This is a genomic window from Tatumella sp. UBA2305 (genome assembly GCF_002345795.1).
GTDB lineage: Bacteria > Pseudomonadota > Gammaproteobacteria > Enterobacterales > Enterobacteriaceae > Tatumella > Tatumella morbirosei.
On sequence record NZ_DDVT01000015.1, the window covers coordinates 160,904 to 175,965 of the forward strand.

The 15,062-nt window shown below is 49.8% G+C and carries 17 protein-coding genes; 6 read left to right on the forward strand and 11 right to left on the reverse strand.

All coding sequences use genetic code 11. The features are described from left to right. Positions 1–91: 91 nt before the first annotated feature. The 6 genes from B3Z23_RS07135 to fliF are packed head-to-tail and all read right to left on the reverse strand — an operon-like array spanning position 92 to position 6,499. Positions 92–1,276 (reverse strand): flagellar hook-length control protein FliK, encoded by a 1,185-nt coding sequence (locus B3Z23_RS07135; protein ID WP_294904812.1) that lies wholly within the window; start codon positions 1,274–1,276, stop codon positions 92–94. Further along, on the reverse strand, positions 1,264–1,716 hold the full coding sequence (gene fliJ, locus B3Z23_RS07140; RefSeq protein ID WP_294904815.1) for a flagellar export protein FliJ: 453 nt from the start codon (positions 1,714–1,716) through the stop codon (positions 1,264–1,266). The genes B3Z23_RS07135 and fliJ overlap by 13 nt, the downstream gene beginning before the upstream one ends. Then, complete coding sequence (gene fliI, locus B3Z23_RS07145) at positions 1,713–3,083, reverse strand: flagellar protein export ATPase FliI (protein WP_414716467.1); 1,371 nt, start codon at positions 3,081–3,083, stop codon at positions 1,713–1,715. Before fliI ends, fliJ begins: the two co-directional genes overlap by 4 nt. Next, positions 3,083–3,817: a flagellar assembly protein FliH gene (locus B3Z23_RS07150; RefSeq protein ID WP_294904818.1), complete on the reverse strand. Its 735-nt coding sequence runs from the start codon at positions 3,815–3,817 to the stop codon at positions 3,083–3,085. Before B3Z23_RS07150 ends, fliI begins: the two co-directional genes overlap by 1 nt. Then, positions 3,801–4,793, reverse strand: coding sequence for a flagellar motor switch protein FliG (gene fliG / locus B3Z23_RS07155; RefSeq protein ID WP_294904820.1), 993 nt, complete (start codon positions 4,791–4,793; stop codon positions 3,801–3,803). The genes B3Z23_RS07150 and fliG overlap by 17 nt, the downstream gene beginning before the upstream one ends. Further along, on the reverse strand, positions 4,790–6,499 hold the full coding sequence (gene fliF, locus B3Z23_RS07160; protein WP_294904823.1) for a flagellar basal-body MS-ring/collar protein FliF: 1,710 nt from the start codon (positions 6,497–6,499) through the stop codon (positions 4,790–4,792). The genes fliG and fliF overlap by 4 nt, the downstream gene beginning before the upstream one ends. Before the next feature lie 218 nt (positions 6,500–6,717). On the opposite strand from fliF, the gene fliE reads away from it, so the two are divergent. The 4 genes from fliE (at position 6,718) to B3Z23_RS07180 (ending at position 10,916) form a co-directional block, all read left to right on the forward strand. After that, positions 6,718–7,026 carry a flagellar hook-basal body complex protein FliE gene (fliE, locus tag B3Z23_RS07165; protein WP_294904826.1) on the forward strand — a complete coding sequence of 103 codons (309 nt, stop codon included), beginning with the start codon at positions 6,718–6,720 and terminating at the stop codon, positions 7,024–7,026. A 751-nt stretch (positions 7,027–7,777) separates the two neighbouring features. After that, on the forward strand, positions 7,778–8,290 hold the full coding sequence (locus B3Z23_RS07170) for a hypothetical protein (protein ID WP_294904829.1): 513 nt from the start codon (positions 7,778–7,780) through the stop codon (positions 8,288–8,290). A 469-nt stretch (positions 8,291–8,759) separates the two neighbouring features. Continuing rightward, positions 8,760–9,716 carry an ABC transporter substrate-binding protein gene (locus tag B3Z23_RS07175; protein WP_294904832.1) on the forward strand — a complete coding sequence of 319 codons (957 nt, stop codon included), beginning with the start codon at positions 8,760–8,762 and terminating at the stop codon, positions 9,714–9,716. Between the two features lie 18 nt (positions 9,717–9,734). Next, positions 9,735–10,916, forward strand: a complete 1,182-nt coding sequence (locus tag B3Z23_RS07180) for an SfnB family sulfur acquisition oxidoreductase (protein WP_294904835.1) — start codon at positions 9,735–9,737, stop codon at positions 10,914–10,916. 236 nt (positions 10,917–11,152) lie between these two features. Here B3Z23_RS07180 and proX read toward each other — a convergent pair whose 3' ends face one another. After that, on the reverse strand, positions 11,153–12,148 hold the full coding sequence (proX, locus tag B3Z23_RS07185) for a glycine betaine/L-proline ABC transporter substrate-binding protein ProX (RefSeq protein ID WP_414716468.1): 996 nt from the start codon (positions 12,146–12,148) through the stop codon (positions 11,153–11,155). A 586-nt stretch (positions 12,149–12,734) separates the two neighbouring features. On the opposite strand from proX, the gene B3Z23_RS07190 reads away from it, so the two are divergent. After that, on the forward strand, positions 12,735–13,115 hold the full coding sequence (locus B3Z23_RS07190) for a helix-turn-helix domain-containing protein (protein ID WP_294904838.1): 381 nt from the start codon (positions 12,735–12,737) through the stop codon (positions 13,113–13,115). Here the strand turns inward: B3Z23_RS07190 and yniD are convergent. Both yniD and B3Z23_RS07200 read right to left on the reverse strand, forming a co-directional pair. Then, the gene (gene yniD, locus B3Z23_RS07195; RefSeq protein ID WP_294904840.1) at positions 13,112–13,216 is read right to left on the reverse strand and encodes a small membrane protein YniD; all 105 of its coding nucleotides are present in this window, start codon (positions 13,214–13,216) and stop codon (positions 13,112–13,114) included. The two genes, B3Z23_RS07190 and yniD, sit on opposite strands and share 4 nt — an antisense overlap. A 117-nt stretch (positions 13,217–13,333) precedes the next feature. Then, positions 13,334–13,657 (reverse strand): DUF6388 family protein, encoded by a 324-nt coding sequence (locus tag B3Z23_RS07200; protein ID WP_294907643.1) that lies wholly within the window; start codon positions 13,655–13,657, stop codon positions 13,334–13,336. 197 nt (positions 13,658–13,854) lie between these two features. Here B3Z23_RS07200 and yedD point away from each other — a divergent pair, with 197 nt between their 5' ends. Next, a complete protein-coding gene (yedD, locus tag B3Z23_RS07205; protein ID WP_294904843.1) occupies positions 13,855–14,334 on the forward strand; it encodes a lipoprotein YedD in 480 nt (159 codons plus the stop codon). 16 nt (positions 14,335–14,350) lie between these two features. Here yedD and B3Z23_RS07210 read toward each other — a convergent pair whose 3' ends face one another. Together B3Z23_RS07210 and fliS are read right to left on the reverse strand one after the other, a co-directional pair. Further along, positions 14,351–14,653: a hypothetical protein gene (locus B3Z23_RS07210; protein ID WP_294904845.1), complete on the reverse strand. Its 303-nt coding sequence runs from the start codon at positions 14,651–14,653 to the stop codon at positions 14,351–14,353. Then, the gene (fliS, locus tag B3Z23_RS07215) at positions 14,650–15,048 is read right to left on the reverse strand and encodes a flagellar export chaperone FliS (RefSeq protein WP_294907646.1); all 399 of its coding nucleotides are present in this window, start codon (positions 15,046–15,048) and stop codon (positions 14,650–14,652) included. Before fliS ends, B3Z23_RS07210 begins: the two co-directional genes overlap by 4 nt. Between the last annotated feature and the right edge of the window lie 14 nt (positions 15,049–15,062).

Consider the following 15,062-nt stretch of genomic DNA (forward strand, 5'->3'; position numbering starts at 1 on the left):
AGGACATCGCCGTTAAGCATGGTGTATGGCCTGTAGCTAACACTGGCAGTATGTCCGGTACACTCTTGTGCAATTATGCAGGGAAGAGGCCTCAGACAAACAGATCCACCCGACCGGTCTGCGATGTCACAGAAGGCCTGCGCTCCACGGTGAGTAGCGTCGGGGAGTCCAGGGCTTGCCCGCTAAAACTCTGTCCGGACCTTGGGGTGTCCTGCGGTTGTTCACCAAACCCACCAGAGGGATTGAACATGGCGGAAGCGGAATCGTCACTGCCGACATGACTCTCTCCGAGACTGATGCCGTTTTCTGCCAGAGCCGTTCTCAGGTGTGGCAGGGCTGCTTCAATAGCGGTACGTACCTGGCTATGGCCCGAAATGAGACTTATCTCAGCCTGGTCGCTTTTAATCACCAGAGATATTTTGAGATTGCCGAGTTCCTGAGGATGCAGACGTAGTTCGGCGCTCTGGATCCCCTTATGATGCATAATCAACACCTGCTGACTGAGCTGCTGTTGCCACTGCGGGCTGTCCGGGGTCGCTCCCCCCGTGGCCGGTACCAGTCTGATTGCATCTCGTGGTAACGTTTCGGAACCCGATGCCAGCAGCGGTGCGGCTGGCGGAGAATCTGATTTAAATTCCGATGCGGATGGACGCACAGGACTGTGCGGTGCCGCGAAGGATGCCGCTACCCCGGAGAGCTGTTGGGCTAACGGAGTTCGTTCTGCCCGGGGAACCGGATTCTCCCGGGGTTGCCCGTCAACCTTATCCGGCAACGGGCTACGCGCAGGGTGGCCTGAAGCAGAAGACGGTGTCTTTGCTGGCTGCTGCGGTGACCGGGGAGCGTTAGACCAGATATCCTTATCCTGAGATAAGACATCGGTATTTTGCGAGACTAAATCACGGAGGGTGTTCGGGTGATTATTCAACGACAATGGTCCCGTGATGTCTCCGGCGCTGACGGACGTACGTAGTAGCGGACTGCCCTGAGCCGCGACAGCGACCCCGTTAACTGATGTGAGCAGTGGCCTGACTGTGGGTATCGGGGAAAACAGGGCCAGCAGTTGGGTGACGTTGTCACTTTTGTCCGGTTCACTCTCTTTAGATTTGGAGGCTGGCAGACGCGGAATTTTATGGCCAGGCAGATTTTCCTGTAGCCGGGCCTGCCCGTTAAACAGCGCAGAAAACAGTTGCTGCGCACTGGTCTTACTGGAATTTAACCCGACCTGATGCCCGCTCCCTTGACCCGGCATCGCAGGTAACAGAATTAGTCCTGACATAAAACATTCCCCCTGAAATGACGGGCTGAAAATTCATCCATTTGCTTCTGCTCACGTCGGGCCGCTTCCACTCTGAGCCGCTGTTGCTGGCGTTCGAGTAATGTCTGTAATGCATTCTGGCGTTGCTTTTTCTGCTGCCAGTGCCGTTGAGCCTGTGAAAGTTGCTGCTCGCCCTGCAGCAAGACCTGTTGTTGCAGTTGTATCGCCCGTTGCAGTGCAGGAATAAATTGTTGAAAGTCATCCCAGCGGTTCAGTGACATCCCGGGCATTATTTTCTGTTGCAGGAAGTGTTGATAATCCTGGTGGTAACCGGTCAGCAGTTGTTGCTGTTGCAGGGCCTGCTGCCTTGCACTCTGCAGTTGTCCGAGTTGTTTCGCTGCCCGGCCAGTCTCATTGCGCGCGAGTTCGCACAGTGTGGCAAGGACAGATGGCTGGTTCATGACACTTCCTCCGGATAACTAAACAATTGATGTAACTGCTCACAGGCAGTTTCGTAATTGCAACGCTGATGAATACCTTGTTGCAGGTAGGCAGTGATCGCCGGATACAGTGTTATCGCCTGATCAAGCAGGGGATCACTGCCTGAGACATAAGCACCGACACTGATCAGGTCGTGGTTACGCTGCCAGGCCGAAAGCAGCTGTTTACAGTAGCGTGACTGCTGAAGTTGTGATTCACCGACTAACTCGAACATTACGCGGCTGATCGAAGCTTCGATATCAATGGCCGGATAATGTCCCGATTCTGCCAACTGGCGGGACAGCACAATGTGCCCGTCAAGTATGGCCCGGGCCGCATCGGCAATCGGGTCCTGTTGGTCATCACCTTCCGCCAGCACGGTATAAAAAGCCGTCACAGAACCTTCACCACTGTCTCCGTTTCCTGCCCGTTCAACCAGTGCGGGCAGTCGGGCAAATACTGAGGGGGGATAGCCACGGGTGGCGGGAGGTTCACCGATAGCCAGAGCAATTTCCCGTTGAGCCATGGCATAGCGGGTCAGGGAGTCCATAATCAGCAATACATGCTGTCCCCGGTCACGAAAATCCTCGGCAATCCGGGTGGCGTAGGCGGCGCCCTGCAGGCGCAACAGTGGTGAAAGATCCGCCGGCGCAGCAATGACTACCGAACGAGCCAGTCCTTCGCTGCCCAGAATGTTTTCGATAAAGTCCTTCACTTCCCGGCCTCGTTCGCCAATCAGTCCGACCACAATCACATCCGCGTGGGTGTAGCGTGCCATCATGCCAAGCAGGACACTCTTACCTACGCCGGAACCGGCAAACAGTCCCATCCTCTGGCCACGCCCGACAGTGAGTAATCCATTAATGGCGCGGATCCCGGTATCCAGAACCTGTTTTATCGGAGATCGTTGCAATGGATTGAGTGGGCGGCTGGTCAGTGAACCATAATCACAGCCGCGTGGCGCAGGCAGGTTATCCAGTGGTCTGCCACTACTGTCCAGTACTCGTCCCAGTAATGGCGGTCCGAGTGGTAACAGCTTTCCGCCGTGAGTAGCCGGGTCAGCCGTAGTGGCAAACACTCTGGCCCCGGGCAGCAAACCGTCGGTATTTTCCAACGGCATGAGGAACAGTTTCCTGCCACTGAAACCCACTACCTCGGTTTCGGCGGGGGACTCTCCCTGGCGTTCAACCAGACATACGGCACCCAGCGGTAACGCCAGTCCGGTGGCTTCCAGCACCAGCCCCGTGGCACGGGTCAGACGACCATAGCGGCGGACAGTTGGCAAAGAGACTAACGAAGATTCGAACCGATCAAGCTGTTGCATCCAGCGACCAAACGGCATATCCATCAGTAGACTCCCGTTTGCGCACGCTGGCATAACTCCAGCCAACGCCCCGACATGCCACAATCCAGCTCACCTTCCTCTCCCTGTAACAGACAGTCGCCGGGATGCAGATGCGGATCGGCCTCGACTTTCCAGCCCTGGTTGTTGACCTGTGCGGCGAATAACTGTTCAGCCAGCGGCAGATCCTGCGGATGGACCCGTATCCTTGGGGTACCGGTAAATAACGGGTCGTCCGCCAGCAGGCAGCGAATCTGTTCGGCCAACTGGTGGTTATCACATTTGATCGCCTCGCCGCAAAGCTGCAGGGCTATCTGCAGGGCCAGCTGCAAAATTCTTCCGGTGATCACCCCATCGAGAACCTGCAATGACCGGTCGAAATTTTCCGCCAACTGACCGACAAGTTGCTGCTGTGCCCGTTGTTGTTCTGCTGACAGGCTAACAGCCGCCTGCTGACCTTCCTGAAAACCGGCGGCCCGTCCGTGCTGTTCGCCCTGACTAAGCCCCTGTTGGTAGCCTTCCTGCCAGCATTGCTGGCGCTCCTGTTGTTGCAGGGCTTCGTTGTGCATACTCTGACTCAATAGCTCCGGCTCTGCCATCGGTGGGGTTTCAGAAGGCGGGCAAGGTTCCGGGGGTGTCGGTAGCATTTCAACGGGCTGCTGGCTGTACACTGCACTGAACTGTTGTGGTTGCCATTTCTGCCAGTGTTCCGTTTGCTGTAACTCAGACGTAGGTTTCATCCGCGCCTCCTATCACAATATCGCCTGCCTCGGCCAGCCTTCTGACAATCAACAGAATCGCTTTCTGCTCTGTTTCCACGGCGGACATACGTACCGGCCCGCGGCTGCTTAAATCATCACGTAAAATATCAGCTGCCCTGGATGACATATTTTTCAGGAACTTATCGCGCAATGGCTGTTCGGCACCTTTCAGAGCCACCAGTAACTGTTCGGAATCCACTTCCTGCAACAGCCGCTGGATACTGCGGTCATCCACATCCACCAGATTTTCGAACAGGAACATTTCATCAATGATTTTTTGTGCCAGCTCATTATCGAATTCACGCACTGCTTCGATCACCGATTCTTCCTGTTGTGATTTCATCAGGTTAAGGATCTCGGCTGCAGTCCGAACCCCACCCATTTTGGCCCTTTTCAGATTCTGACCATCAAGCAGGTTATTCAGCACTTCGGTCAGCTCTGCCAGGGCCGCTGGCTGAACACCGCCAAAGGTCGCGATCCTTAACATCACATCATGGCGTAACCGGTCATCAAACAGCGCCAGAATGTCGGCGGCCTGTGACCGCTTCAGGTGAACCAGAATGGTCGCGATAATCTGTGGATGCTCCTCGCGGATGAGGTCGGCGGCGGAAGGGGGGTCCATCAGATTCAGAGCATCCATGCCAGAGGTGGTATCCCGCGTATCCAGGATATCTTCCAGCAGACTGCTGGCACGTTCTTCACCCAGGGCTTTCACCAGGACACTGCGAAGATAATCGTTATTGTTTATACTCAGCGCAGAATACTGACCGGCGTCTTTTTCGAATTGCTGCAACACGCTGGTCAGTTGCTGGTGGGAAACCTGTTTCATGGTGGCCATGGCAGCACTCAGATGCTGTACTTCCCGTTGATTAAGATGCCGGAAAACTTCGGCAGCTCGTTCTTCTCCCAGCGTCATCATCAGAATGGCGCTTTTGTCTGTTCCGTTAAGAGTCATAGTTCACTGCCCATCCAGTCGCGGATTACCAGCGCAACCACCTGCGGATCGTTATCCGACATTTCGCGGATACGCTGGCTTAAAATTTCACTGTTAATTCGTTGCTGTGCCTTACGGGCGGTCTCCTGTAATGCACTGTCGTGGCGGGTATCTTCCGCGGCCGGTAGCGATACCTGCTGTAATTCGGCCGCTTCTCTGGCCTGTTCTGCCCTGATCCTGCGCTGTTCAAGCATGGGCCGTATCGCTTTACGGTAGAGGATAAAGGCCACGATGAGGACAACCAGCCAGCGGCCAGCAGAAAGCAGCAATGCCAGGAATTGCGGCGTTTTCCAGTAAACCGGACTGTTATCATTATCGGCAGCACTGAACGGGGTATTGACCAGATTGACTGAATCCCCCCGTTTTTCTGAAAATCCCATCGCTTCTTTGGTCAGCGCGGTGATTTGTTGCATTTGTTGCTCAGTCAATGCCTGAGGTTTACCGTCCTCGCGGCTCCGGTAGTTCACCACCACAGCGACTGACAGTCGTTTAATATCACCGCTGTTCAACTGAGTACGTCGGATAGTCCGGTCCAGCTCATAGTTAGTCGTAGAATCCTGACGCAACTGCTGATTCTGAGGTGGCTGAGGATTGTTGCTGCCTGATTTCACCGGCGTAGTGGTAGTGCGGGCAGGGGGAGTGCTCTCCGTAGTGGCCTGAGTTGCCGGGGGATTAACCGGTGCGGTGGCCACCGGAGTCGGCTGATTACTCAGTGCGCCCGGCACACCTCCCGGCCATATCCCGCCATACTGACGGCTGTCGCTGGATTGTTGTGAACGTATCGCTTTACTGGCCGGATCATTGTTCGGGTTGTAATGTTCATCCGTCTGTTCCTGCTTATCGAAATTAATTTCTGCCGTGACCTGAGCACGCACATTCCCGCGCCCGACCACCGGGCCGAGGATATCTTCAATCCGTTGTCGCATATTACGTTCAATTTGCGAGGTGTATTTGAGCTGTGCGCCGTCAAGCCCCTGAGCTCCGGCGGAAGTTTTGGTCAGCAACGAACCGTCCTGGTCAACCACGGTCACATTCCCCGGAGGCAGACGGCTGACACTGCTGGAGACCACATGCACGATGGCGTTAACCTGACCATCATCCAGAGCACGTCCGGGCTGTAGCTTTAAGGTAACAGACGCAGTGGGTAGCTGATTATCGCGGATAAAAACCGACGGTTTAGGTATGGCCAGATGCACACGGGCTGTTTTAACGGCGCCAAGGCTTTCGATGGTTCTGGACAGTTCGCCTTCCAGCGCCCGCTGGTAGTTAATTTGTTCACTGAACTGGCTAATACCAAACTTTTCGCGGTCCAGCAGTTCGAATCCGGTGGAGCCCCCTCTGGGCAGGCCTTGTTCTGCCAGCTTCAGGCGAACTTCTCCTGCCTGACTGGCAGGGACCAGAATATCTCCACTGTTTTCTTCCAGCCGGTAGGGAACATTCATCTGACTCAGGCGATTGATGATACTGCCGCCATCCTGTGCAGAGATATTGCTGTAGAGGACGCTATAGTCCGGAGTACTGGCCCACAGGACCAGACCAACGATCACGGCTGCCGATACCGCGGCAGCAAAAATCAGTGGAATCCCGGCGGAAGTCCGTAATCTGTTGAGCAACTGCTGTACTTTGCCGGAAAACGTGGCTGAAATATCGGTAGGGCTAACTGTCATAGCGATACCCTGGTGGTCCGGAGCGGACTCATTATAAATAACAACACATGCTTCTCCTGAATAACGGGTAAGGTGGCGGTAGAATAAACAGCATTATTTACCTGCCATCGGGGAATGATGGGAGAAACAGCCGGTTTTTTAAGGGTTATATTTGCGGTTTATTATTTTCTGACTGAGGTAGATTTAATTTAATGTCTTTCAGTCACAGAGAAACCACTATGTTTTCATTAATTCCGCAGGTTACAGAACAAATGACGGCAGTTGCCCGACTGGCTGAGGGGCGCGAAGCCCCGTCCAGTCAGTCGGATGCCTTTTCGGGAGTGTTCCATTCGGCACTTAACCAGCTTAACCAGCATGTGCAACAGTCTGTCGTGACTTACGAAAAGTTTGAGGCAGGAGACAGTGATATTTCACTGAATGATGTGATGCTGAATATGCAAAAGGCAAGCCTCTCATTACAACTCGGGACCCAGGTCCGAAATAAACTGGTGAATGCTTATACCGACATTATGAATATGTCCGTGTAATATTTTAAAATTATCAGAGACTGACTGTAATAATAAAACTGATTTTAATAAAAATAATCTGCGCCGGAAATTTCCATTATCAGCGAACCGTATTTTATTGATACGATTCGCCTGATAACCGGGCAGGTTAGCGCTCAGTGGCATCGTTGATCACCGTGTTGTAGTCAACCGGTTTGGTTCGCCATAACCCTTTTCCGCCAGGGTAGACATATCCCAGCGGGGGAATTCACGGAAAACATTAGTATCCCACTGTCACAAAACCCTGTGAGCCCATCTCATTTTTAGATCCTGACGCAGTCTGCCCTGCTTTCTGTCTCCCCGGCCGCTGACCCGGGGTCTGCCAGATTTAGTGAGCTGTGTGCCGGGTCTGCCTGTAGCCTGTAAAGCTTCATAACCACGGTAATGCCAATCTGAAGACTTTGTGAAATGTAGTACGTTTTGCCAGTGCTTACCGGCAATACCTGACAGGTCAGATCAGGGCGGTTGTTTTCGACCATGTTAAACAGTCACTGGCTGCAGAGACTTTTCTGTTTCAGATAATGACGTGATTTTTTTACAGATTTGCTGTCTCAGTGCTGATGCGGTGAATTAAATAGCGCCCACGACCGGTTTCAACGACATAACCCGGCAAGGCACCGGCTTCTGGTTTCGCTGCCGGGTAACAGGATTACACAGTTAAGTGGTTGGGTGTGGCTTCCCCCTGACAGTTTTTGGTTCCAGGATGTAGTTAACGTTATCTGAGGAGAAAGAGATGAAAAAGTTACTTTTGTTCACCGGACTATCTGCAGTGTTATTATCCGGATGTTCCGCCATTGGCAACAACAAAAACTCAACTGCAGCGGTCAACGGACTACAACTCGATAACAGCGGGCATTATCAGTATGTGAAAAACTATCCGGTCACCGGCCAGGGCGTTCCTGGTGCGTTAAAGTTACAGCAGTGTTCGGTCGCAGTCGTATCCGGTGCTGAGGGTGGGAGCAACGGAACCATCACTGGCAGCCTGTATACAACCCGCGGAACAACTTCGTACCACATTACCTCGTTAGGCAACCCGGTGACCTTTGTGGTCGGTTATTCACTGAATCTGAGTACCAGCAGCAGTGGAGTACACTATGTGTTCACTGATATCAGGCAGGCTCAGAGCAACAACGGCTCGTTAACCGATACCGGTCCGTTAAGTTCATGGGTCGGATCAAACCCTCAACAGACAGTGGCGGCGTTCACGCAGATTTCAGACCAGATTAATCACTGTCTGTCATCCTGATATCGCTGATAAAACTGTGTACCGGGGCAGAAACATCACCCGGTATCGCCTGCAAAAAAACAGAGCTCTTTTGCTAGTTGACTGAACAACTAAACCAGAAGTTGTGTTTATCATAAAATAAATAACGTCGGGTATTCCAGATAATTCCCCATGGTTTGTGGGACAATGATCTGCCGTCTAAAAGGGACGCTGAATGTTATCAGGAAGTGTTATACGCAATGCATTGAACAATATGACCTGAAATAGGATTGGCAAGGAGTTCTTTGCCTTACTTAATCATCCACGAACTGAATGAAAATTTCCGGAAAGTTATCATACTATAAATAATCACCAACAAATCCTAAGTATTTCTCATTAAGTAATATTTAAAATTTAAAAAGATTGACTGATAAAGCTTATAATTAATTTATATTTTGAGTTGGTTGATTTTATTAGTAAGGTAAAATTTTTAGAAAAATAAGGAAAAGAAATGTTATCAAGGCGAAACTTTGTTATTTCTGGCTCCGCAGCATTTATGATTATGATTGGAGGGAATGCTTTTGCGCAGCGGAAAATATTGCGAATTGGATTTCAAAAATTCAGTACGATCAATATATTAAAAGGTACAGGGCGCCTTGAACAAGCTCTGCTAAATCTTGGCGTAACGGTCAAATGGGTAGAATTCACATCTGCGCCTGCCACGTTTGAAGCCCTAAATTCTGGTAATATAGATATCGCACATGCAGGAGATACAAACACGGTTTTTGCTCAGGCATCAGGGATAAATTACACCTATCTTGCTGCCGAAGTCCCTAATCCTGAAGGATTAGCCCTGGTTGTTCCGGTCGATTCTGATATCAGAAATATTCATGACTTACATGGCCGTAAATTTGTCACAGGAAAGGGATGGACACCACAGTACCTTATGTTCAGGGCGCTTCAGGCCGCTGATATGAGTTATGCAGAAATTAATTCTCTTTATGTCACTATGGTGGCCGATGCTCAGCTCGCGTTCGAAGCCCATCAGGCTGATGTCACTGGTTTATGGGAGCCCTATCTGTCAGTAGCAGAAGCCGGAGGGACAACGCGGATTCTCCGGAACGCAGAGGGTTTAGCAGATAACCGGACAATATATGTGGGAAACCCTGATTACGTATCAGGAAATCCTGATGTATTATCTGTTTTTTTCCGTGAGCTCTCTGCCACGAATAAATGGGCAAAAGCAAATCCTGATAAAGTGGCCTCATTATTTTCCCCTATACTCAGAATACCTGAAAAAACCTTACAATTGGCTTCTGGTCGACGAAATTATGGTATAGAGATAATAAATCCACAGATTATCTCTGCCCAGCAAAAAATTGCCGATGCTTTCTTTACTTTAAAACTTATACCTAATGCCATAAGAGTTCAACAAGCCAGGTTTGCTGACAGTCAACGTTTTATTTAAAAATTCAGAGAGACAGTTATGAGTGTTAAATATATAAAAGATGAAGGTGAAGCAATCTCAACTGCTAATGAAATTGCTGCGTTATTTGCCACTGGAGCATCATATCGCGACAGCAAAAGAGCTCTGCCTCACGATGAAATAAAAGCTTTTTCTGAAAGTGGGTTAGGAGCCATCACAGTTCCCCGGGAATATGGTGGAATTGGGGTGAGTAATGAAACTTTGATTAAGGTGATTAGTATCATTGCCGCAGCTGATTCATCATTGGCGCAAATTCCCCAGAGTCATTTTGTCTTACTTGACGGACTCCGCACCATAGGCACCGATTATCAAAAGGATTTTTTTTTCAGGGAGGTTCTAAACGGAAAAAGAATTGGTAATGCTTTTTCGGAAGCTGGCGGAAAAAACGTACTTGATATCAGTACAAGACTTGAGAATACCGAGCAAGGGCTACTTCTGACGGGTATCAAAGCGTATGCCACAGGAGCACTGTATGCCGATTGGGTACCTATCTCTGCTTTGGATGATGACAATAAACTTGTCTATGCATATATCCCAAGAAATGCACCAGGTTTAACCATAATAGATGACTGGAGCGGCATCGGCCAGAGAACTACCGCGAGCGGAAAGGTCGTCGCAGATAAAATTAGAGTTGCACCTGAAAACATCGTCAGGCGTGACAAAGCTTTTGCTACCCCTAGTTTCGCCGGACCCTTCTCACAACTTCTGCATGCTGCAATTGATCTCGGTATTGCAAAGGGAGCCTTTGAACTTGCAGTAAGGATTGTGCGTGAAATTGCTCGTCCATGGATTGACAGCGGAAGTGAGCGTGCCGATGCAGATCCTCATTCGCTGAATATAATCGGGGATCTTCAGATACGTTTGAACGCGGCTGAAGCACTTGTTTTGAATGCGGCACGTTATCTTGATACTCATTCGGGAACTCCTACGGCAGAAGAGGTGGCAGATGCCTCAATCCATGTCGCGGAAGCACGTGTGCTGGCTGACGATATTGCTCTGACGGCATCCAGTCGCCTATTTGAGCTAGGTGGGACTCGTACAGCTCTGTCGGAGAAAGGATTTGACCGTTTCTGGCGTGATGCGAGGACTCATACGCTTCATGATCCGATAAGGTGGAAACGCCATATTATTGGAAACAAAACTGTCACTGGGAAAACGCCTTCATTACATGTCTGGATATAAGTAGTTAGTGACGACCAATTCTGTTTGCGAGACCGTCCTACACCGAAGTGTGTAAATCAATGGCTGAATATTACAGTTGGGGATTTCAACATCCGGACTGGTTCGAAATCCATGGCCAAATGAAATGTTAAATTTTCGTTATTGTTGCTGTCGAAACGATTAATTAATGATGTGGTATGAAATACCGCCCGAATGGGCGGTATTCTGTCAGAGAATAGGTAATGTAGTGGAATGGTTTACTTCGCAGCAGCCTGCTTAGCCGCATTGATCCAGCCATCAAACTCTGCCTGATGTGCTTTAATCCAGCCATCCACCTGTGCCGAAACATCGGCAGCAGTGTTTTCGCCGTTATGCATACTCAGATTCTGACGGCTGATATCCTGAAGCGGAATTTTCATCAGTGTAAAGAGTTTACGTGCCGCAGGATTTTTTTCTGCCCAGGCTTTGTTAGCAATAATATTTTCGGTATTTACGCTGAAACCATAATTTTTACCGTTAGGTAACCGGGTATCTTCCTTAGGCTGACCGGCGGGGGATGCCGAAAAAGGAACTGTCAGCCAGACGACATCTTTGCCAGGTTTTAATACAAAACTGACCCAGTAAGGTGTCCAGGTATAATACAATACCGGTTTGCCGGCTTTATATCGTGAAATGACATCCGCGATCATTGCTGAATAACTTCCCTGGTTTTGCTCGACAGTATTTGTCAGACCGTAAGCTTTTAGTTGGGCGTCTATCACTTTACCGCAGGCCCAGCCAGGTTCACATCCGGTGAGTCCGGCCTTACCATCACCGGTATTATCAAACAGTTTGGCGATTTTGGGATCTTTCAGTTGTGATATATCGGTAATATGATATTTGTCTGCCGTTTTCTTATCAATTAAATACCCCTGAGCTGCACCGGTAATATAAGGTCCGGCACGGAAGAAACTTTTCTCCCCCCCGGCAGACTGATACATTGCGGATTGCAACGGTTCCCAGTCTACAGCCGAGAAGGTCGCATCACCCCTGGCAATCGACGCGTAGGCGACACTGTAATCCACTTCCTGAGTGGGTTTTACATCGTATCCCAGTTTTTCCAGTGCACGGTTCACTAATTCGGTCTGGAAAGATTCCTCAGCCAGCGGACTTTTCACTGCCTGAACAGAAATTCCTTTGCCAGGCAGTTCCTGTGCAGCAACACTACCGCAAAATGAAATTAGCAATGCAGGGAGAATTATTTTTTTATTCACATGTGGCTCCTGTTATTCAGTTATTTTTAAAACTAACAACTGCTGGATCAGAAATCAAATTTAATTCCCCGTGACGAATAAACAGAATAATATTCTGAATTTATTCGCAGAGTCATGATGTGTTGAGTCTGAAATTTTCAGGTGATAGCAGGCTGCCAGTAGAGTAATATTTATCGAAAAAAAACCGTATCAGACAGAGGATATTTCTGCCTGTTGTCATCATAATTAATTTCACATGACAGACCGGTTTTATCTGATTTATAGTGCCGGATAGTCAGTCAGTAACCGGTAGCGGAAATTCTGTGTAACCCAGGGTAGGTCTACCTCTTCGCTTACCCTCAGGATGTGATTCTCGACATGCCGTACCAGGGATAAAATAATCGCTCCGGTAGCCTCGTTTATGAATACGATTCATAGCGCTAATGATTTTTAAGTGCATTATTTTTGCAGCAGTTTCAGATTATGATTATCTCTTCCTGTCGCTGATATTTCAGGTCGAATAATGTACCGGTCAGGAAGAATCCACCGGTACAAAATTCGGCATGACAATCTCTTCATAATAATCACATCTGCTGATGAGGAAACTATGGACAGAAAACACCAACTGATTCTGACATTAACTTACTGGATCGATGACAACATCCATCTGCCACTCAAAATCGAACACGTCGCCGAGCGTTCAGGCTATTCCCGATGGCATCTTCAGCGAATGTTCTATCAGGTAATGAAACAAAGTCTTGGCAAATATATCCGTGAAAAGAAACTGATGAGGGCGGCCGAGGATTTGCTAAACAGTAATGAAAGCGTTATGGAAATTTCTCTGAGATATGGCTTTGAATCTCAACAATCGTTTACGCGTTCGTTTACAGGAAAATATCATATACCACCGGCAACTTTCAGACGGGGCATTTCCGGTGAGTCAAAAACCGTCTGCCGGGGTTACAGTAATCAATCTGCAGCAGGCTAACCCCAGATCATTGCTGCCCAGCGTAGCAGTAACAGGCCCAGACAGATAAGGACCAAAACAAGGATCATCTTTCCGTATTTTCTACCAATAACCTTAGCCATTTAGCTTTTCCTGGATTGTCATGCCCCGCCTAAAGCCACATTATCAGACCTGCTAATAACTGGCAATCTGCCGCCGGTTGCGGTCTGTGTGGCGTACGGGGCATGAAGCCTGTTGGTTCAGAGTTCGTTTTTAATGCAAAATTCTTCCCATGTCATACCGAGTGCGGCCGCATGGGATTTCAGATAATTTTCAATCGCGACTGCGGCCACCTGCTTATCGGATTCTGCCAACTGAATAGAGAAAATTATACCATCCAGTTTTTTCTGCCGCAGAAATGCGGCATAGATCCGTTCAGCCTGCATTTCTCTGCATTGTTGCAATGTCATCCCAGCCTGCCTGGCGTCAGTTTCACTGATTTCGTCCAGTGCACTGCTAAAAGAGGGATGAGCAGAAAAAAACATGTCACGGGCGATGGCATAATATTGTTCAGGAGTTTTCATCATGTTTCTGGTTTCAGTGAAATCATCGGTGGATTGTAACTTTTCTGCGGGCAGATGTCAGGAGTTAGCTGTCATTGTGGTCATTCACAGGTAAAAACCGCGCCTTTGAAGTGACAAGGGGGCTGCAATAGCTCCAGGACACGATATACTATGCCGCAAAATTACCGAATTCAGCCCCGGGCTTGTCGAGAAAATATATGAAGAAATGGATGTTGTTACCTATGCTGGCCCTGGCCGGTTGTGTGCAAATCACCAATTATCAGCAGGCAGTCAAGCTGCCTGCCCCTGCCGGAATCGCAGGTGTCTGGCAAACCGACGGCCCACAGAAGGGTTTGGTCAGCCCGCAGGCGATGGCTTCATTATTAATTACTCCACAGGGGGATACCCTCGATTGTCGCCAGTGGCAACGGGTGATTGCCAAACCGGGTAAACTGGCCCGCGTGGATGACAAAGTGTTCAATATCAACCGGCAGTTACGGGCAATGCATCTGAAACTGGTGGGTGATACCCTGCATTACGACGGGCTGACATTGAAAAAAGTCAGCCAGCCGTCCGTGGAATGCCAGAAGGCGTTGGCAGAGTCCGAAAGCCACCCGGAACAACCGGTTATCCAGGATATTCAGCCAACATTACTGCTCAACCACTTTGCCAACGGCGAAAATCACCCGACCAGTTAATCGTCCGGGGCTGCTTTCAGACTGAAAAATAGGCCTGCAACAGCTGTTGCTGCTGTCGGCCATGAGAAAGATTTTCTCCAGCCTGTTGCAGAGCATGATGAATCAGTAAGGTCAGACATTGGTGTGCGTCGAGTAGCCGTTGAAATCCGGACTGACAGTGTTGCCGTTCGTCGGCAGTGCAGTCAGGCGGGGTGGTAGCCAGATGCAGGTAATCTGTTACCGTTACCTCCAGTTGCTGCCACTCTTCCTGCTGCGCCAGGCTTTGTAGCTGTTGGTTCAGTGTGGTCAATTCTGCCAGCCAGTTCGAATAACTGTTCATGATTCATTCCCTCCGCTGACGATCCTCAGACTTTGTTTCCAGCCACTGGCGATCTCGCCCAGCAGAGTTTCAGCCTCGCTGATAGCGTCAATGTCCTGATGCAGGTTAGCCTGTAGCAATCGGAAAATAATATAGTCATAAAGTGCTGTAAGTTGCTGTGCCAGCGGGTCTTCCGGCCAGTCCAGTAACGGCCTTTTCAGACCGTTGTCGATGATATCCATGGCTTTTGACAGGTTGCGGCCACGCGCTGCAATATCGCCATTGCCGATACACAGGCTCGCGCAGGCGAGGGCGCTCAGCGCACCGTCAAACAACAAGGTGGTCAGTTGCGCCTGACCCGCGCTGAGAACGGCACTCTCAACGCTGACCCTGGCATAAGCGTTGGCCCCAGTCATTGTGTTCACCCGTT